Origin of the sequence: Curtobacterium sp. C2H10 (assembly GCF_025407985.1) — a bacterium.
In the GTDB taxonomy this organism is placed as follows: domain Bacteria; phylum Actinomycetota; class Actinomycetes; order Actinomycetales; family Microbacteriaceae; genus Curtobacterium.
Window position 1 is genome coordinate 132,476 of the sequence record NZ_JABXGF010000004.1, and the last position, 16,308, is coordinate 148,783.

Annotated in this window: 15 protein-coding genes and 3 tRNA genes; 9 read left to right on the forward strand and 9 right to left on the reverse strand. The window is 70.0% G+C overall.

What is annotated here, in order from left to right; all coding sequences use genetic code 11:
• The 3 genes from ftsH to tilS all read right to left on the reverse strand — a co-directional run bounded on the left by ftsH (position 1) and on the right by tilS (position 3,688).
• Entirely contained in the window at positions 1 to 1,986 is a 1,986-nt protein-coding gene (gene ftsH, locus HWD93_RS03860) for an ATP-dependent zinc metalloprotease FtsH (protein ID WP_070417326.1), read from the reverse strand.
• Positions 1,987 to 2,107: 121 nt separating this feature from the next.
• Positions 2,108 to 2,659: a hypoxanthine phosphoribosyltransferase gene (hpt, locus tag HWD93_RS03865; protein WP_070417327.1), complete on the reverse strand. Its 552-nt coding sequence runs from the start codon at positions 2,657 to 2,659 to the stop codon at positions 2,108 to 2,110.
• Between the two features lie 9 nt (positions 2,660 to 2,668).
• Positions 2,669 to 3,688, reverse strand: coding sequence for a tRNA lysidine(34) synthetase TilS (gene tilS, locus HWD93_RS03870; protein ID WP_070417328.1), 1,020 nt, complete (start codon positions 3,686 to 3,688; stop codon positions 2,669 to 2,671).
• Positions 3,689 to 3,739: 51 nt separating this feature from the next.
• Here tilS and HWD93_RS03875 point away from each other — a divergent pair, with 51 nt between their 5' ends.
• The gene (locus HWD93_RS03875; RefSeq protein ID WP_070417329.1) at positions 3,740 to 4,231 is read left to right on the forward strand and encodes an inorganic diphosphatase; all 492 of its coding nucleotides are present in this window, start codon (positions 3,740 to 3,742) and stop codon (positions 4,229 to 4,231) included.
• A 93-nt stretch (positions 4,232 to 4,324) separates the two neighbouring features.
• Here HWD93_RS03875 and HWD93_RS03880 read toward each other — a convergent pair whose 3' ends face one another.
• Together HWD93_RS03880 and HWD93_RS03885 are read right to left on the reverse strand one after the other, a co-directional pair.
• Positions 4,325 to 5,740, reverse strand: a complete 1,416-nt coding sequence (locus HWD93_RS03880; RefSeq protein ID WP_261646088.1) for an NlpC/P60 family protein — start codon at positions 5,738 to 5,740, stop codon at positions 4,325 to 4,327.
• Positions 5,741 to 5,813: 73 nt separating this feature from the next.
• Positions 5,814 to 7,085 carry a M23 family metallopeptidase gene (locus HWD93_RS03885; protein ID WP_261646089.1) on the reverse strand — a complete coding sequence of 424 codons (1,272 nt, stop codon included), beginning with the start codon at positions 7,083 to 7,085 and terminating at the stop codon, positions 5,814 to 5,816.
• Positions 7,086 to 7,386: 301 nt separating this feature from the next.
• Here HWD93_RS03885 and HWD93_RS03890 point away from each other — a divergent pair.
• From HWD93_RS03890 to HWD93_RS03900, 3 genes are all read left to right on the forward strand, one after another.
• Positions 7,387 to 7,459, forward strand: a tRNA-Glu gene (locus HWD93_RS03890).
• Positions 7,460 to 7,514: 55 nt separating this feature from the next.
• Positions 7,515 to 7,591, forward strand: a tRNA-Asp gene (locus HWD93_RS03895).
• 1 nt (position 7,592) lies between these two features.
• Positions 7,593 to 7,665 (forward strand) — tRNA-Phe (locus HWD93_RS03900).
• A gap of 113 nt (positions 7,666 to 7,778) precedes the next feature.
• Here the strand turns inward: HWD93_RS03900 and HWD93_RS03905 are convergent.
• Positions 7,779 to 8,789, reverse strand: coding sequence for an aldo/keto reductase family protein (locus HWD93_RS03905; protein WP_261646090.1), 1,011 nt, complete (start codon positions 8,787 to 8,789; stop codon positions 7,779 to 7,781).
• A gap of 324 nt (positions 8,790 to 9,113) precedes the next feature.
• Between HWD93_RS03905 and HWD93_RS03910 the strand changes: the two genes are divergently transcribed.
• The gene (locus HWD93_RS03910; protein WP_261646091.1) at positions 9,114 to 10,106 is read left to right on the forward strand and encodes an SDR family oxidoreductase; all 993 of its coding nucleotides are present in this window, start codon (positions 9,114 to 9,116) and stop codon (positions 10,104 to 10,106) included.
• A 131-nt stretch (positions 10,107 to 10,237) separates the two neighbouring features.
• On the opposite strand, the gene rocD is transcribed toward HWD93_RS03910, so the two are convergent.
• Both rocD and ddaH read right to left on the reverse strand, forming a co-directional pair.
• Complete coding sequence (rocD, locus tag HWD93_RS03915) at positions 10,238 to 11,464, reverse strand: ornithine--oxo-acid transaminase (RefSeq protein ID WP_261646092.1); 1,227 nt, start codon at positions 11,462 to 11,464, stop codon at positions 10,238 to 10,240.
• Positions 11,461 to 12,348 (reverse strand): dimethylargininase, encoded by an 888-nt coding sequence (ddaH, locus tag HWD93_RS03920; protein WP_261646093.1) that lies wholly within the window; start codon positions 12,346 to 12,348, stop codon positions 11,461 to 11,463. Before ddaH ends, rocD begins: the two co-directional genes overlap by 4 nt.
• A gap of 246 nt (positions 12,349 to 12,594) precedes the next feature.
• Here ddaH and HWD93_RS03925 point away from each other — a divergent pair, with 246 nt between their 5' ends.
• From HWD93_RS03925 to HWD93_RS03940, 4 genes are read left to right on the forward strand one after another with little or no spacing between them, the layout of a single operon-like run.
• A complete protein-coding gene (locus HWD93_RS03925) occupies positions 12,595 to 13,032 on the forward strand; it encodes an Lrp/AsnC family transcriptional regulator (protein WP_070417337.1) in 438 nt (145 codons plus the stop codon).
• Between the two features lie 10 nt (positions 13,033 to 13,042).
• Positions 13,043 to 13,423 (forward strand): hypothetical protein, encoded by a 381-nt coding sequence (locus HWD93_RS03930; RefSeq protein ID WP_261646094.1) that lies wholly within the window; start codon positions 13,043 to 13,045, stop codon positions 13,421 to 13,423.
• A gap of 3 nt (positions 13,424 to 13,426) precedes the next feature.
• Positions 13,427 to 14,260, forward strand: a complete 834-nt coding sequence (locus HWD93_RS03935) for a nitroreductase family protein (protein ID WP_071296505.1) — start codon at positions 13,427 to 13,429, stop codon at positions 14,258 to 14,260.
• Positions 14,257 to 15,018 carry a DUF2071 domain-containing protein gene (locus HWD93_RS03940; protein WP_261646095.1) on the forward strand — a complete coding sequence of 254 codons (762 nt, stop codon included), beginning with the start codon at positions 14,257 to 14,259 and terminating at the stop codon, positions 15,016 to 15,018. The genes HWD93_RS03935 and HWD93_RS03940 overlap by 4 nt, the downstream gene beginning before the upstream one ends.
• 12 nt (positions 15,019 to 15,030) lie before the next feature.
• On the opposite strand, the gene HWD93_RS03945 is transcribed toward HWD93_RS03940, so the two are convergent.
• Positions 15,031 to 16,284 carry a glycosyltransferase 87 family protein gene (locus HWD93_RS03945; RefSeq protein WP_261646096.1) on the reverse strand — a complete coding sequence of 418 codons (1,254 nt, stop codon included), beginning with the start codon at positions 16,282 to 16,284 and terminating at the stop codon, positions 15,031 to 15,033.
• Between the last annotated feature and the right edge of the window lie 24 nt (positions 16,285 to 16,308).

The window sequence follows — 16,308 nt, forward strand, 5'->3', positions numbered from 1 at the left end:
CTACGCGGGGGCGATACCCGGGTTGCCGAAGGGACGGCGACGGGGCTTCGACGACTCGTGGTCGGACTGCTCGGACGCGGTCGAGGCGGCCTTGCCCGGCACCTCGATGGCGGGCAGGTTGCTCACCGGACGCTTGTCGCTGGACAGCCACTGCGGCCGCTCCGGCAGCTTGCGGACGTCCTTGAAGATCTCGACAAGCTCCGGGGCGTCGAGCGTCTCCTTCTCGAGGAGCTCGCCGGCCAGACGGTCGAGGATGTCGCGGTTGTCGTTGAGCACCTGGTAGGCCTCGTCGTGCGCGGCCTCGAGCAGGGCACGGGTCTCGGCGTCGACCGTCTCGGCGATGTTCTCCGAGTAGTCGCGGCTGGTCCCGCCGCTCATGTCGCGACCGACGAACGGCTCGCTCGACCCGGAGCCGAGCTTGACGGACCCGACGGCACGGCTCATGCCGTACTCGGTGACCATCTTGCGCGCGGTGCCGGTGGCCTTCTCGATGTCGTTCGACGCACCCGTGGTCGGGTCGTGGAAGACGATCTCCTCGGCGACGCGACCACCCATGGCGTAGGTGAGCTGGTCGAGCAGTTCGTTGCGGGTGACGGAGTACTTGTCCTCGAGCGGGAGCACCATCGTGTAGCCGAGGGCGCGGCCGCGCGGGAGGATCGTGATCTTCGTCACCGGGTCGGTGTGGCGCATGGCAGCAGCCGCGAGGGCGTGACCGCCCTCGTGGTAGGCCGTGATGAGGCGTTCCTGGTCGGACATGATGCGCGTGCGGCGCTGCGGTCCGGCCATGACGCGGTCGACGGCTTCGTCGAGGGCGCGGTTGTCGATGAGCTGCGCGTTCGAGCGGGCCGTCAGGAGCGCGGCCTCGTTCAGGACGTTCGCCAGGTCGGCGCCGGTGAAGCCCGGCGTCTTGCGGGCGAGCAGCTCGAGGTCGACGCTCGCGGCGAGCGGCTTGCCCTTCGCGTGCACCTCGAGGATCTGCTGGCGGCCGGCGAGGCCCGGGGCGTCGACGCCGATCTGGCGGTCGAAGCGACCGGGGCGGAGGAGCGCCGGGTCGAGGACGTCGGGACGGTTCGTCGCCGCGATGAGGATCACGTTGGTCTTGCCGTCGAAGCCGTCCATCTCGACGAGGAGCTGGTTCAGCGTCTGCTCGCGCTCGTCGTTGCCGCCGCCGATGCCGGCGCCACGGTGACGACCCACGGCGTCGATCTCGTCGATGAAGACGATGGCGGGCGAGTTCTGCTTCGCCTGCTCGAAGAGGTCGCGGACACGGCTCGCGCCGACACCGACGAACATCTCGACGAAGTCCGAACCGGAGATCGAGTAGAACGGGACGCCCGCCTCACCGGCGACGGCTCGGGCGAGCAGCGTCTTGCCGGTACCGGGAGGGCCGTACAGCAGCACGCCCTTCGGGATCTTGGCGCCGACGGCCTGGAACTTCGCCGGCTCCTTGAGGAACTCCTTGATCTCCTGGAGCTCCTCGATCGCCTCGTCGGCGCCCGCGACGTCGGCGAAGCTGACCTGCGGGTTCTCCTTGTTGTTCATCTTCGCCCGGGACTTGCCGAACTGCATGACCTTCGAGCCGCCGCCCTGGGCGTTGGCGAGGAGGAACCAGAACAGGGCACCGATGATGAGGAACGGCAGGAGGATGCCGAGCAGCGAGAGGAACCAGTTCGACTGCTGGACGGTGTCGTTGTAGCCCTTCGGCAGGTTCGCGTCGTTGACGGCCTGGATGACCTCTTCACCGCGCGGCGTCGAGTAGTAGAACTGCTCGTGCGCGTTGCCGTCCTTCAGGGTGAGGTCGACGCGCTGCTCGGTGGAGTTCACCACCACGGAGGAGACCTTGCCGTCGGAGAGCTGCTGGAGGCCCTTCTGCGTGTCGATCTGCTGCGTGCCGGACTGGCTGATGACAGCCCATCCGATCCAGATCCCCACGATCGCGATCAGCACGTAGATGTACGGCCCGCGAAGGATGCGCTTGAAGTCCATGTGATCCGGGCAGAGCGCCCGACACCTTTCTCTGCCGAAGTTGCGTGCTGATCAGCATACGGCTGCGATTCTGTGGCGAGAATGGGTGTCCTCTGCGGGCGAACTCCACCCGCCGCCAGGATCAGCTGTAGACGTGCGGTGCGAGCACCCCGACCCCGCGCAGGTTGCGGTAGCGCTCGTCGTAGTCCAGCCCGTAGCCGACCACGAACGCGTCCGGGATGTCGAAACCGACGTACTTCACGTCGACCTCGACCTTGGCCGCCTCGGGCTTGCGCAGCAGTGCGACGATCTCGACGCTCGCCGCCCCTCGGGACTCGAGGTTCTGCTTGAGCCACGACAGCGTCAGACCGGAGTCGATGATGTCCTCGACGATGAGGACGTCCCGCCCGTGCAGGTCGGTGTCGAGGTCCTTGAGGATGCGGACCACGCCGGACGACTTCGTGCCGGAGCCGTACGACGACACCGCCATCCAGTCCATGCGCGCCTGCATCTTGAGGTGGCGCGAGAAGTCCGCCATCACCATCACGGCACCCTTGAGGACACCGACGAGCAGTGGGTCGCGCCCCGCGTAGTCGGCGTCGACCACCGCGGCGAGCTCGGCGAGCTTGTCGTCGATCTGCTCGGGGGTGAAGAGGACTTCGGACAGGTCTGCCTGGACGTCGGAGAGTTCCACCACCCCAGCCTAACCGGCGGTGAAGGCCAGACGGTCGCCCGATCGCGACGCCTGCACGCCCGGCAGGTCGATCGGCCCCTGCCCGCTCCAGTCGGTGACCAGGCGGCACACCTCGAGCGTCTGCACGCGGGACAGCGTCACGCCGAACTCGCTCTCCACCGCCAGCCGCACGAGCCGCTGCCGGAGGGCCGGCGGGTTCGCCGCGAGCTCCCGCACGGACAGCGAGATGCCGGCCTCGGAGTGCTCGGCGAGGTCCTCGGCCATCTCCTCGGCGAAGTGGTCGAGCGCGGCCGAGTCCTCGCGGAGCTGGTCGGCGGTGCGGGCGAGGGCCTCGGGCACGCCGGCGCCGAGTTCGCGTTCGAGCGCGGGCAGGAGCACGTTCCGGACGCGGACGCGCGCGAAGGCCGGGTCCGCGTTCTGCGGGTCGTCCCACGGGGCGAGTCCGGCGGCGGCGCACGCCTGCCGCGTCGTGTGGCGACGGACGCCGAGGAGCGGCCGCCCGTAGGCCGGCCCCGCCTCGCGCCGCGTCAACGGCGCCATGCCGGACAGCGAGTCCGGCCCGCTCCCGCGGGCGAGGCCGAGCAGCACGGACTCGGCCTGGTCGTCCAGCGTGTGTCCGAACAGCACGAGGGGTGACCCGACGTCGGACGCGACGAGCGCGATCGACGCGTGCCGCGCCTCCCGAGCCGCCGCTTCGGGACCGCCCGTGGAACCGACGGCGACACGACGGACGGTCACCGGTTCGAGTCCCAGCTCGGACGCCTGCCTGGAGGCGCGGCTCGCCACCGCCTCGGACCCCGCCTGGAGCGCGTGGTCGACGACCACTGCCCCGGCTCGCAGGTCCTGCTTGGGCGCCTCGAACGCGGTGGCCGCGGCGAGCGCGAGCGAGTCCGGTCCGCCGCTCAGCGCGACGAGCACGAGGTCTCCGGGGCGCACCGTGCCCTCGTCGAGCGCCTGCGCGAGCAGGGAGCGCACCGCGCGACGGGTGTCGGCGACCGCAGGGTCGAGCCGGGGACGCGGAGTGTTCACCCGGTAACGTTAGCCGCGCTTTCTTCCCGCACATCAGACCAGGAGCGCAACATGGCCGCGTACGACGTCGTCGTCGAGATCCCCAAGGGCAGCCGCAACAAGTACGAGGTGGACCACGAGACCGGTCGCGTGTACCTCGACCGCGTGCTGTTCACCTCGTTCGTGTACCCGACCGACTACGGGTTCTTCGAGAAGACCCTGGCCGACGACGGTGACCCCGTGGACGCGCTGCTGCTCCTCGAGTACCCGACGTTCCCCGGTGTGGGCGTCAAGGTCCGCCCGGTCGGCGTCTTCAAGATGAGCGACGAGGCCGGCAACGACGCGAAGGTCCTCGTGGTCCCCGCGAAGGACCCGCGCTGGGCGCACATCCAGGACATCTCGGACGTCGACGAGCAGACGAAGGCCGAGATCGCGCACTTCTTCGAGCGCTACAAGGACCTCGAGCCGAACAAGTGGGTCAAGGCCGAGGGCTGGGGCGACGCCGCCGAGGCCGAGGCGATCGTCACGGCCGGCCAGGCCGCGTACGTGCCCGCCGGTCACTGACGCTCCCGGTCCCGTTCCGGCTCGACCGGGACTGCACCGCCTGACGACGAGTGCGCACGATCCCTCGTGCGCACTCGTCGTTCTTGCGTGCGGCTAGAGCGAACCGCTCGGCCGTGCGACGTAGGGCAGCAGCTGGCCCGGGGTCCAGATCGCGCGCTCGAGCACGCCGCGCTGCGGGTTCGCCGCCTCGACCATCATGCCGTTGCCGGTGTAGATCGAGTCGTGGTACGCCTCGTTGACGGTGCCGTTGTACGAGTAGAAGAGGATGTCGCCGGGCTGCCGCTGCGACATCGGCACGAGGCGCCCGATCGACTTGAAGTAGTTGTACTGCCAGACGACGTTGTGCCCACCGGTGGCGATGCCCTGCGAGCTGTACGCCATCATCACGAGGCCGGAGCAGTCCCACGTGTTCGGGCCCGCACCGCCGAACTGGTACGCGTCGCCGATCTGTGCGCGGGCGTAGGCGATCGCGCCGGCTGCCTTCGAGGGGGTGCTCGGTGCGGTCGGGGTCGTCGGGGTGGTGGGCGTGCTCGGCTTCGACGGTGTGGTCGGAGTGGTCGGGGTGCTCGGCTTCGACGGAGTGGTCGGGGTGCTCGGCTTCGACGGTGTGGTCGGGGTGCTGGGCTTGGTGCCGCCTGAGCTGCTGCCGCCGCCGCCGGTGCTCGGCTGGGTGCTCGTGCCGCCGCCCGTGCTCGGCGTGCTGCTCGCGGCGCCCCCACCCGAGCCGGAGCCGGTGCCGGTGCCCGCGGCCGCGGTCGCCCCGGAGCCACCGGTGGTCGACGCGAGCTGCGCCTCCGCCCGCTTCGCCTGCTGCGCGGTCCAGTAGGCGGCCTCGGTGGCGACGCTCGTGCCCTTGAGGTACGCGAGCTGCTGCAGCACCTCGTCCTGCTGGTCCTGCTCCCGCTGCACGCGTGCCTGCGCCGACGCCGCGGTGTCGTTCGCCTCGGCGAGGGCGGCCTTCGTCGTGTCCGTCGCCTTCGCGAGGGCCTTCGTCGCGGCGGACTGCTGCGCGGCGATCGCGTCGACGGTGTTCTGGTCCGCCTGGGCCTGGGCGAGGACGGTCGCGGACCGCTCGGACAGGTGCGACATCGTGCCGACCCGGTAGAGCAGGTCCTTCGAGTCCCGCGAGTCGATGAGCATCGCCGCGGACAGGTCCCCGCCGCCGGTGCGCGACAGCTCGACCACGAGGCCGGCGACCTGCTGCGCGGAGGCGTCCGCCGTCCGCTCCGCCCGCTTCGACTGCGCGGTGAGGTCGTCCAAGGTCGCCTGCGCGTCCTGCTGCCGCGACGACGCGAGGGCGTACGTCTGACCGGCCTGGAGCTCGGCGACCTGTGCGCTGTCGGCAGCGTCCTGCAAGGTCTGCAGCCGGGTGCTCAGCTCGTCGACGGTGGACTGGGCCTCGGCGGTGTCCGCCTTCGCCGCTCGCACGTCGTCCCAGCTCGGGGCGGACGGTGCCGCCTGGGCCGGGCCGGCGACCACGACGGAGAGACCGATCCCGAGGACGGCCACCACCGCGATCCCACAGGACAGGGTGCGAGCGGAGTGCTTCACGGCGTTCAGGGCCTTTCGGGCGCGCACACGGTCATACCGAGATCCCCCGCGCTGCCATGAAGGGGACCGGGTCGACGGCGGAACCGTTCACCCGGGTCTCGAAGTGGAGGTGGCAACCCGTCGACCACCCGGTCGAACCGACCTTGGCGATCTGCTGCCCGGCGGTGACGTGCTGGCCGACCGACACGAGCGTGCCGCCGTCGACGATGTGCCCGTACGCGGTCGAGATGCCGCCGCCGTTGTCGAGCACGACCTCGTTGCCGTAGCCGCCGCCGTTCGCCGCGAACGTCACCGTGCCGGACGCCGCCGCGTAGATCGGGGCGTAGCAGGCGGGAGCGAGGTCGACGCCGGCGTGCAGGGCGTAGTTCTTCGTGTACGGGTCGAGTCGGTAGCCGAACGGGCTCGTCTGGTACCCGCCGGTCGGGCGGACCCAGCCGGACGAGTTCGGCGAACCGCCACCGGTCCCGCCCTGGCTCGTCGCCGCGGCCTTCGCTGCCGCTGCCGCGATGCGGGCCAGCCGGGCCTTCTCCACCTGGACGCCCTTGTTGTAGCGCGCCTCGACGTTCTGCTCGCTCGTGGTGAGCAGGGTGAGCTGCGCCTCGAGTCGCTCCTTGTTGTCCGCCTGGGCATCCACGGAGGACTGCGCCTGGTCGGCCGCGGTCTGTGCGGCCTGCATCTTCTGCTGTGCCTCGTCGGCGAGGTCGCCGAGGGCCTCCTTGGCGCGGTCCGCCTTGTCGGCGAGGCCCTGGGCCACACCGCGGTCCTGGGACGCCTGCGCGTAGATGCCGTCGGCCTGTTCGCTGAGCTTCGACATCGCACCGAGCTCGTACAGCAGGTCACCCGACTTCGTGGGGTGCGTGAGGATGTCGGTCGTCACGTCGTTCGCGCTCGCCCGCCCGAGCTGCGCCGCGAGCTGACCGGCCTGCGCCTCGGACGCGGTCGCGGTCTTCTCGGCGTCGTCCGCCTGGGACTGCAGCTTCTTCTGGGTCAGCGTCGCGTCGTCGTACTTCGTCTGCGCGGTCTGGTAGGCCGTCCCGGCGGCCTCGGCGGACTTCTGCGCCGCGGAGGCCTTCGCCGTGAGGTCGGCGATGAGCCCCTTGATCTGCGTCACCTTCGCCTGCTGGGCCGACTTCGACGCCTTGGCCTTCTCGACGTCCGACCAGCTCGGGTACGACGCCGCACTGGCCGAGGTCACCGGGGCGAGGGCCGCGAGGGTGCCGGCGGTCAGCGCGACGGCGACCGCGGCGGCGATGAAGCGGCGGCGGGGACGGGGGCGGAGTGAGAGCGATGGTGAGGTCGACATACATCTCGATTTCGTAACAGCGCGGCAAGGCTCACGCACGTAACACTGTTAACAAGCGCAACAGTAACAACAGGTGTCGCACCCGCACACCCCCTCGCACGAGGGGCACGGGACCGACGACGATGGTCGCATCGGAACATCGACAGCACGAATCGGGGCCTGGTGCCCCACGGTGAGTGAAGCCCTGCGCCCGGGCGGCGACACCGCGACACGCCGGGGATTCCGCGGTGGAGCGGCTCGATTTGTGAATCCCAGGAGGCATCCGTATGCTTGTCCATCGGTAGCGCGAAGCACCGCTTGCGGCCCTATCGTTTAGTGGCCTAGGACACCGCCCTTTCACGGCGGCAGCACGGGTTCGAATCCCGTTGGGGTCACTCCTCGCAGAGTGAGCAAGCAAGCAGAGCACTACCGAACAACACAACACAACATGGCCCTGTAGCGCAGTTGGTTAGCGTGCCGCCCTGTCACGGCGGAGGTCGCGGGTTCAAGTCCCGTCAGGGTCGCCACGGCTGGATAGCTCAGTTGGTAGAGCGTTCGACTGAAAATCGAAAGGTCCACGGATCGATGCCGTGTCCAGCCACGGTGAAAGGCCCCCTACTCCGGTAGGGGGCCTTTTTGCGTTGGTCGGGACGCGACCACGTCCAGGAGGCGCGGTGCGGGTCAGACCCGCACCGCGCCTCCTGGGACGGGCACCTACGCCTCGCGCGTCTTCGGGCTGCTCTCCTCGGTCTTCGCCGGGTCGCGTTCGACCACCGAGCCGAGGGCATCGTCGATGCGGGACAGCAGCTCCGCGGGGATCGTCACCCCGGCAGCGCCGGCGTTGTCGTGCACCTGCTCCGGGCGCGAGGCGCCGATGATCGCGGACGCCACGTTCCGGTTCTGCAGCACCCAGGCGACCGCGAGCTGCGCCATCGACAGGTCCAGCTCGTCGGCGATCGGCTTGAGGTCCTGCACGGCGGACAGCACCTCGTCGCGCATGAACCGCCCGATCATCTTCGCGCCGCCCTTGTCGTCGGTGGCGCGGGAGCCCTCGGGCAGCGGCTGACCGGGCTGGTACTTCCCCGTCAGCACACCCTGCGCGATCGGGGACCAGACGATCTGCGAGATGCCGAGCTCCTCGGACGTCGGGACGACCTCGCCCTCGATGACCCGCCAGAGCGCCGAGTACTGCGGCTGGTTCGAGATGAGCTGGACGCCGAGGTCGTCGGCGATCTCGTGTCCCGCGCGGAGCTGCTCCGCCGTCCACTCGCTCACGCCGATGTAGAGCGCCTTGCCCTGCCGGACGACGTCGGCGAACGCCATCATCGTCTCCTCGAGCGGGGTCTCGTAGTCGAACCGGTGTGCCTGGTAGAGGTCGACGTAGTCGGTCTGCAGCCGCTCGAGCGAACCGTTGATCGACTCGAGGATGTGCTTGCGGCTCAGGCCGGTGTCGTTGTGCCCCTTGGGTCCGGTCGGCCCGAACACCTTCGTGGCGATCTCGAGGGACTGGCGTCGCTCCCCCTTCAGCGCCTCGCCGAGGACGGTCTCGGCACCGGTGTTGGCGTAGACGTCGGCGGTGTCGAACGTCGAGATGCCGACGTCGAGCGCTGCCCGGACGCAGGCGATCGCCGCGTCGTTCTCGACCTGGGAGGCGTGGGTGAGCCAGTTGCCGTAGGTGATCTCGGAGACCTTGAGGCCCGAGTTGCCGAGGTAGCGGTACTCCATGTGCGTGTCACTCCTGTCGTGGCCGCGTCGGTGCGGCTCCGTCGGCGACGGTAGTCCTCGGGACCTCCGTGCAAGCCGGTGACTGTACGCTGATGTTTCAGGAGCGACGGGCAAAGACGAAACCCCGGCGATGTGGCCTGGGCCAGTGATCGTTCCGGGGTCTTCGTGGACAACGGTAGCAGGCCGCGCAGGCCGCGCAGGCGGCGGTGTGGGCGGCGGACACCACCTCGCTCCGAGCCGTGCTCCGCGCCCGTCCCGACGGGTAGGTGCAGGATCGGAAGGGTTGCGGTGCAGTGGTGCACCGCCGGGAGCGAAGGAGCGTCCATGTCGGGAGCCAGCGTGCTGTTCATCGGCGGCAGCGGGGTGATCAGCGCCTCCTGTGTCCGCGAAGCCGTCGAGCAGGGGTTCGACGTCACCGTGCTCAACCGGGGGACCACCGGGGGCAGGCCGATCCCGGAGGGTGTGACGCGCCTCCAGGCCGACGTCTCGGACCGGAGCGCCCTGGCGGAGGTGGTCGGCGACCGCCACTGGGACGTCGTCGTGAACTGGATCGCCTTCACGCCGGACCAGGTGCAGGCCGACGTCGACTTCTTCGCCGGGCGGACCAGGCAGTACGTGTTCATCAGTTCCGCCTCGGCGTACCAGACCCCGGCGACGCACCTGCCGATCACGGAGTCGACGCCACTGAAGAACCCGTACTGGCAGTACTCGCGGGACAAGATCGCGTGCGAGGAGCTGCTGATGACGGCGTACCGGGAGCAGGACTTCCCGGTGACGATCATCCGGCCGTCGCACACCTACGACGAGACGAAGCTCCCGCTGACGGGCGGCTGGACCGCGGTCGCACGGATGCGGGCCGGCAAGCCGATCATCATCACGGGCGACGGCAGCTCGCTGTGGACGATCACCCACAGCCGGGACTTCGCGGTCGGGTTCACGGGGCTGCTCGACCGCGCCGAGGCGATCGGCGAGGCGTTCACGATCACGAGCGACGAGGCGCCGACCTGGAACCAGATCGCGCACGAGATCGCCGCGGCAGCAGGCGTCGAAGACCTGCGGATCGTGCACGTGCCGGCGGATGCGATCAACGCCGTTGACCCCGAGTGGGGTGCGGCGCTCCTCGGCGACAAGGCGAACAGTTCGGTGTTCGACAACAGCAAGGTGCGGTCGCTCGTGCCGTGGTACCGGCCGCGGACGCCCTACCGGCAGGGCGTGCGCGAGGTCATCGCCTGGTACGAGGCGAACCCCGACGCGCAGGTCGTCGACGAGCGGCTCGACGCCCTGATGGACGAGCTGGCGGCGCGCTGGGCGGTGTGAGCCGCGGCGCGCTGCGGCGCGCTGCGCCCGGCGCCGCCGCGTTGGGTGAGCAGAAATGGTCGGGTCGCCCGAGGGCACCCGACCATTTCTGCTCACGAAGTGAGCGCGGAGTTCAGAAGCGAGCGCGGAGCTCAGGCTCGCGCGCGCAACACCTCGGCGAGGGCGCCGATCGCCAGGCGCACCTCGTCGTCGGTCACGACGAGCGGCGGCGCGAAGCGGATCGTCGACCCGTGCGTGTCCTTCACGAGCACCCCACGGTCGGCGAGGTCCTGCGCGATCTGCTTGCCCGTACCGAGCGCGGGGTCGATGTCGATCCCCGCCCAGAGCCCGGCGACCCGGTGCGAGACGACCCCGGAGCCGACCAGGTCGTCGAGCAGCCCGCGGAGCAGCGGTTCACCCTCGAGCGCCCGCTGCTGGAACGTGCCCTCGTCGAGCATCGCCACGACCTCGGAGCCGACGGCCGCCGCGAGCGGGTTCCCGCCGAAGGTCGACCCGTGCTCGCCCGGACGCAGGACGCCCAGCACGTCACGCCGACCGACCACGGCGGACACGGGGACGATCCCGCCGCCGAGCGCCTTGCCGAGCGTGATGAGGTCCGGGCGGACCCCGACGCGCTGCACGGCGAGGGTGTGGCCGGTGCGACCGAGCCCGGACTGGATCTCGTCAGCGACGAGGAGTGCGCCGAACTCGTCGCAGATCGCCCGGACGTCCGGCAGGTAGGACGGAGGCGGGATGACGACCCCGCCCTCGCCCTGGATCGGCTCGAGCAGCACCGCGACGACGGTCTCGTCCATCGCCTCGCGCAGGGCAGCGGCATCGCCGTAGGGCACGGTGCGGAAACCGGGCGTGAACGGCCCGAAGTCGTCGTGCGCCGACGGGTCGTCCGAGAACGAGATGATCGTCGTGGTGCGACCGTGGAAGTTCCCCGAGGCGACGATGATCGTGGCGCACTCGGCGGGGACGCCCTTGACGCGGTAGCCCCAGGCACGGGAGACCTTGATCGCGGACTCCACCGCCTCGGCACCGGTGTTCATCGGCAGGACCATGTCGGTCTCGGTCAACGCGGCGAGCGCCGAGGCGAACGGCCCGAGCTGGTCGTTCACGAACGCGCGCGAGGTCAGCGTGACCCGGTCGAGCTGCGCCCGCGCGGCGTCGAGCAGCCGCGGGTTGCCGTGACCGAAGTTCACGGCGGAGTAGGCGGCGAGGCCGTCCAGGTAGCGCTTGCCGTCGACGTCCGTGACCCACGCGCCGTCGCCCGATGCGATGACGACGGGCAGCGGGCTGTAGTTGTGGGCGAGGGAGCGTTCCTCGACGGCGAGCGCCGCAGCGGTCCGCGAACCGAGCGACGAGGCCGTCATCGCGCGACCGAGGTGCCGGTGCCGACGGGGTGCAGGTCGAGCGTGCAGCACTTCACGCCGCCGCCGCCGAGCAGCAGCTCGGACAGGTCGACGCCGATCGGGTTGTAGCCCTTCTCGCGGAGCTGCGACGCGAACGTGGTGGCGCGCGAGGCGATCACGACGTTGTACCCGTCGGAGTAGGAGTTCAGGCCGAGGATCGCGGCGTCCTCCTCGGTGGCGATGATCGCGTCCGGGAAGCGCTCGCGCAGGATCGCCAGCGACGGCTCGTCGAAGGCGCTCTCGAGGTAGGCGATGTTCGACGTGCCGTCCGCGGCGGGCTCCGGGTCGAGGACCGCGATCGCCGTGTCGAGGTGGTAGAAGTTCGGGTTGATGAGCTTCAGGGTGACGACCTCGCGGCCGTAGATCCGCGCGAGCTCCTCGTGCGAGGTGCTGTCCGAGCGGAAGCCCGTGCCGGCGAAGATGGTGTTCCCGATGAGCAGGAAGTCGCCCTCGCCCTCGTTCGTCTCCTCGGGCTCGGCGACGGTCAGGCCCGCGCTGCGGAACCAGTCCATGTACGCCGGACCCTCGGGCTGACGCTCGGGGTACTGGAACTTCGCGCCGTACGCGACGCCGTCGAGCACGAACCCGCCGTTGGCCGCGTAGACCATGTCCGGCAGGCCCTCGATCGGCTCGATGTACGAGATGTCGAAGCCGAGCTGCTCGTAGACGTCCACGAGGGACTGCCACTGCTCGACGGCCTTCGACGTGTCGGTCGGGTCCTCGGGGTGCATCCACGGGTTGATCCGGTAGCTGACCGTGTAGTGCGTCGGCTTGCACATCAGGATCGTCCGCTTGGTGGCGGTACGGGCCGGTGCATCGGTGGTCGAGGGTGCGGTGTTCGACATCAGTCCTCCTGAGAAGGGACCGGGGCCCGAGCCTGCCAGGAACCGAAACGGAACGAAGGAGATGTGCTCCGGCGAGATGCAGGCTCACTCGCCGTAGCGGACCAGGTCGACGCCACGTCGATCCTGACACAGACCGTCCGGCAAGTGCAGTACCGGGAGCGAAGCGCCGTGGCACCCGTTCGGGTGACGCACGTTTCGTGCGCAGAACCCACCGGGCGTGCAAGAAGTCCGCGTACCATGGGTGCAATGGATTCGCTCGACCACCGCATCCTGGATCAACTCCGGGAGAACGCCCGCGCCGGCTACGGCGACATCGGGTCGGTGGTCGGACTCTCGGCCTCCGCCGTGAAGCGTCGCGTCGACCGGCTGGTGGGCGACGGCGTGATCCAGGGCTTCACGATCAAGGTCGACCCCGCCGTCGAGGACCGCGGCACCGAGGCCTGGGTGGAGCTCTACTGCCGCGGCACGGTCTCCCCCGACGAGCTCCGCACCCTGCTCGACAGTGTGCCGGAGGTCATCGACGCCGGCACCGTCACGGGCAGCGCCGACGCCGTCGTGCACATGCGCTCGAAGGACCTCTCCGCGCTCGAGGAAGCCCTCGACAAGGTCCGCCTGGCACCCCAGGTGGACCACACGCGGTCCGCGATCGTGCTCTCCAAGCTGGTCAGTCGCGAGACCGCGTAACGTCCCGCACATGCGACGGATGTGGGCCGGGAGGCGCGGATCGCCTCCCACGGGTTCGCGCACGGCCCGCCGTCTGGTCACCGCTGCGAGCGTCGCCTACGTCGCGAACTGCGCCTGGGGCACCGCCGTCGCCGTGCGGCTCATCCGGACGAGGAAGCTGCGCGTCGTCCACCACGGCCTGTTCGTCGTGACCGCCACGCTGACCGGTGTCGCGGCGACCACCCCGGTCTGGACGCGAAGCCGATCGGCGCTCTTCCTGCTCCCGGCGCTCGTGCCGCTCGCGGTCGCACCACGCACGAACCCGCGCTCCGGAGCACACTGGCAAGTCGCGGTCGCCGCGGCGCCGTCCTACCTGGGGGCGCTGCTCGCGGGCCGCCGAGCAGAGAGGTGAGCAGTGGAGCTCTTCGAGGCGATCAGACGCCGGCGGACCACCAACGGACCGTTCCTCCCCGACCCCGTGTCGCCCGAGCACCAACGGCTGCTCATGGAGCTGGCCGGCCGGGCACCGTCGCAGCTCAACAGCCAGCCGTGGCGGTTCGTCCTCGTCGAGGAGCGCGACACGATCGACCGCGTCGCCGAGATCAGCGGCTCGTCGATGACCCGGACCATGGCCGAGGGGACGTTCTTCGAGCGGTACAAGCCGTACTTCCGGTTCTCCCAGGCCGAGATGGACGAGCGGCGTGACGGCATGCTGTTCGACAAGCTCCCCGGACCGCTCAAGCCCTTCACGAAGCAGGTGTTCACGAAGCGCGGGCAGCTGCTCATGAACACACTGCGGGTGCCGCACACCCTCGGTGAGGAGAACCGGAAGCTCGTCGCCGGGTCGCCGCTGCTGCTCGGCGTGCTGCTCGACCGGCACGAGTACCGGAAGGAGGAGCTCTCGGGCTTCTACTCGGTGTTCAGCATGGGTGCGGCGATGGAGAACATCTGGCTCGCCACCACCGAGCTCGGCCTCGGCATCCAGTTCGTGTCCTTCCCGATGGAGACCCCCGGGGCGTGGGAGGAGATCGAGGGACTGCTCCACGTCCCCGAGTCGCTCGAGCTGATGGCCGTCTACCGGATCGGCTACCTGCCGCCCGAACGCCGGCGTCCCGCGATCGACTGGACGTCGAGCGAGCGCAAGCGGCCGTCGCAGTACGTGTTCCGCGGGACCTGCGACACCCCGCAGCAGGGGTGGGACGACGCGCCCGTGGCGGGGCACATCGCCCCGGAGGCGACCACCTCGTGACCGCGGCCGTGCCCGCCGGGGGCGAACCGCGCCTCCAGGCCGTCGCCCCCGGACTGAACGGACGCCCCTGGATCTCGCAGGACTGGCTCGACGTCGTCTTCGTGCACTGGCGCGTCGACGTCTCGGCGGTGGCGCCACTGCTCCCCGCCGGGACCCGGCCGGACACCCTCACTGCGGACGGCACCGACGACGGGGCGACCACGTGGGTCGGCCTCATCGCGTTCCGGTTCGAGGACACCCGGTTCCCGCCGATCTCGACGGGGAGGATCGGGGACTTCGTCGAGGTGAACGTCCGCGTCTACACGATCGACGACGAAGGGCGGCACGGTGTGGTGTTCCTGTCGCTCGACGCCGGCAAGCTCCTGCCGACGATCGGCGCGCGCGTCGCGACCGGTCTGCCGTACTGGTGGGCCGATGCCGAGACGCGGAACGGCGACGGCCGCGTCGGGTACGCGATGCGACGACACGGGACGCACCTGCGGTCCCTCGTCGAAGTGCGGGTCGGTGCGGAGGTGACCGAGCCGACGGCCCTCGAGACCTTCCTGACCGCACGGTGGGGCATGCACGTGCACCGAGCCGGCCGGACCCGGTTCTGGCCGAACGAGCACGAGCCGTGGCCGCTCCACCGGGCCTCGGTCGTGTCGCTGCGAGACGACCTGATCGGTGCGGCCGGACTCCCGTTCGGCCTGGCCTCGCTCGAACCGGACTCGGTGCTCTACTCGCCCGGGGTCACGACGCGCTTCGGTCTGGGGCGCTGAGGAACGCCCTGCTCAGACGTGAGCGGTCAACCTGCGGTCCGCCGAGGAACCGGCCTTCTCGGCCGCAGCCGATCGCCGGGCCAAGCGGCCGAGCTGGAGGAACCCCCACGCACAGACACACGCGATCGACACGTCCCGGACGGTGAGGACCCCGACCATCCACGGTGACACCTCGAGGATGAAGCGGTAGCCCCAGACGACCACGTGGGTGGAGAACGCACAGACCAGGATCGACACGACCGGAACCGCGAGGTGTCGGCCGAGCCAGGTGATGCAGAGCCACGCGGCCGGCACGAAGAGCCAGATCGTGAACTGCGGTGACCCGACCTTGTTCGTCAACAGGAGGCCGGACACGACCACCGTGGCGAGGACGGGCGCGATCCTCGCGTCCGAACCGAGTCGGCGCACAGCGATCGCAGCCAGCAGGACCGCGGCCACCACGATGACGAGCATGAGCGGCGTCGAGGCCGATGCGAGCGAGTCGGCCCCGGTGCCGCTGACCTGCCACGTCCCGATTGCGCGGTCGTGGTGGATCGTCGCGTCCCCCACTCCGAATGCACCCTGCCACATGTGGAAGACGGCGAGCGGCGCCTCGATCTGCAGGCCGCGCTCCACCTGGACGCCGGCGAAACCGAGGACGTGACGGCCACCGCCGAGGACTGTCTGGAGGACCACGATGACGGTGGACACGATCACGGCAGTGATCGCGATGGCCTTCCGCCGACGGTCCGCGATGACGAGCGCGGCGAGGAGGGCCGCCGGCCACACCTTCACCCAGACGCCGACGGTGAAGAGTGCCGAGGCGATCGCAGGATGCCGCCCGATGACGGCGACACCCACCAGACCCAGGGCGGCGGTCACGGCGTCGATCCGACCGAGGGCGATCGGGCCGAGCAGGGCGAGGGCGAGCAGCCACCCCCACGCGAGTGAGTAGCCCACGACACGGAACCGCCACAGCGCGACGAGGACCGCTGCGTGGAGCGCGACCACCACGACGAGCCACATCGCGACGAAGCCCACCCCACCACCGCCGAGCGACGCCAGGAGCATGGGCACGAGCGCCACGACCGGGTACACCCAGTCCGAACCGATCGCGGGAAGCGATCCGAGATCGTGAGCACTGCCGAGCCATCGTTGGTAGACCTCGAGATCGTAGAAGGCGAGTCCCTCCTTGATGCCGAGCATGATGACGATGGCATGGACGAGGACGAACGCGGCAGCGAGCGCCCATCGCTCGTGCTGCTGGACGAAGCGGGTTGCGTGCATCTCAATATTCTACATTTTGTTATG

What these genes read in the sequence shown, in the direction of transcription:
- ftsH (WP_070417326.1), bottom strand. Translation starts at nt 1,986, where the DNA reads ATGGACTTCAAGCGCATCCTTCGCGGGCCGTACATCTACGTGCTGATC.
- HWD93_RS03875 (WP_070417329.1), top strand. Translation starts at nt 3,740, where the DNA reads ATGGCCGCGTACGACGTCGTCGTCGAGATCCCCAAGGGCAGCCGCAAC.
- HWD93_RS03885 (WP_261646089.1), bottom strand. Translation starts at nt 7,085, where the DNA reads ATGTCGACCTCACCATCGCTCTCACTCCGCCCCCGTCCCCGCCGCCGC.
- HWD93_RS03905 (WP_261646090.1), bottom strand. Translation starts at nt 8,789, where the DNA reads ATGGAGTACCGCTACCTCGGCAACTCGGGCCTCAAGGTCTCCGAGATC.
- HWD93_RS03910 (WP_261646091.1), top strand. Translation starts at nt 9,114, where the DNA reads ATGTCGGGAGCCAGCGTGCTGTTCATCGGCGGCAGCGGGGTGATCAGC.
- rocD (WP_261646092.1), bottom strand. Translation starts at nt 11,464, where the DNA reads ATGACGGCCTCGTCGCTCGGTTCGCGGACCGCTGCGGCGCTCGCCGTC.
- ddaH (WP_261646093.1), bottom strand. Translation starts at nt 12,348, where the DNA reads ATGTCGAACACCGCACCCTCGACCACCGATGCACCGGCCCGTACCGCC.
- HWD93_RS03925 (WP_070417337.1), top strand. Translation starts at nt 12,595, where the DNA reads ATGGATTCGCTCGACCACCGCATCCTGGATCAACTCCGGGAGAACGCC.
- HWD93_RS03930 (WP_261646094.1), top strand. Translation starts at nt 13,043, where the DNA reads ATGCGACGGATGTGGGCCGGGAGGCGCGGATCGCCTCCCACGGGTTCG.
- HWD93_RS03945 (WP_261646096.1), bottom strand. Translation starts at nt 16,284, where the DNA reads ATGCACGCAACCCGCTTCGTCCAGCAGCACGAGCGATGGGCGCTCGCT.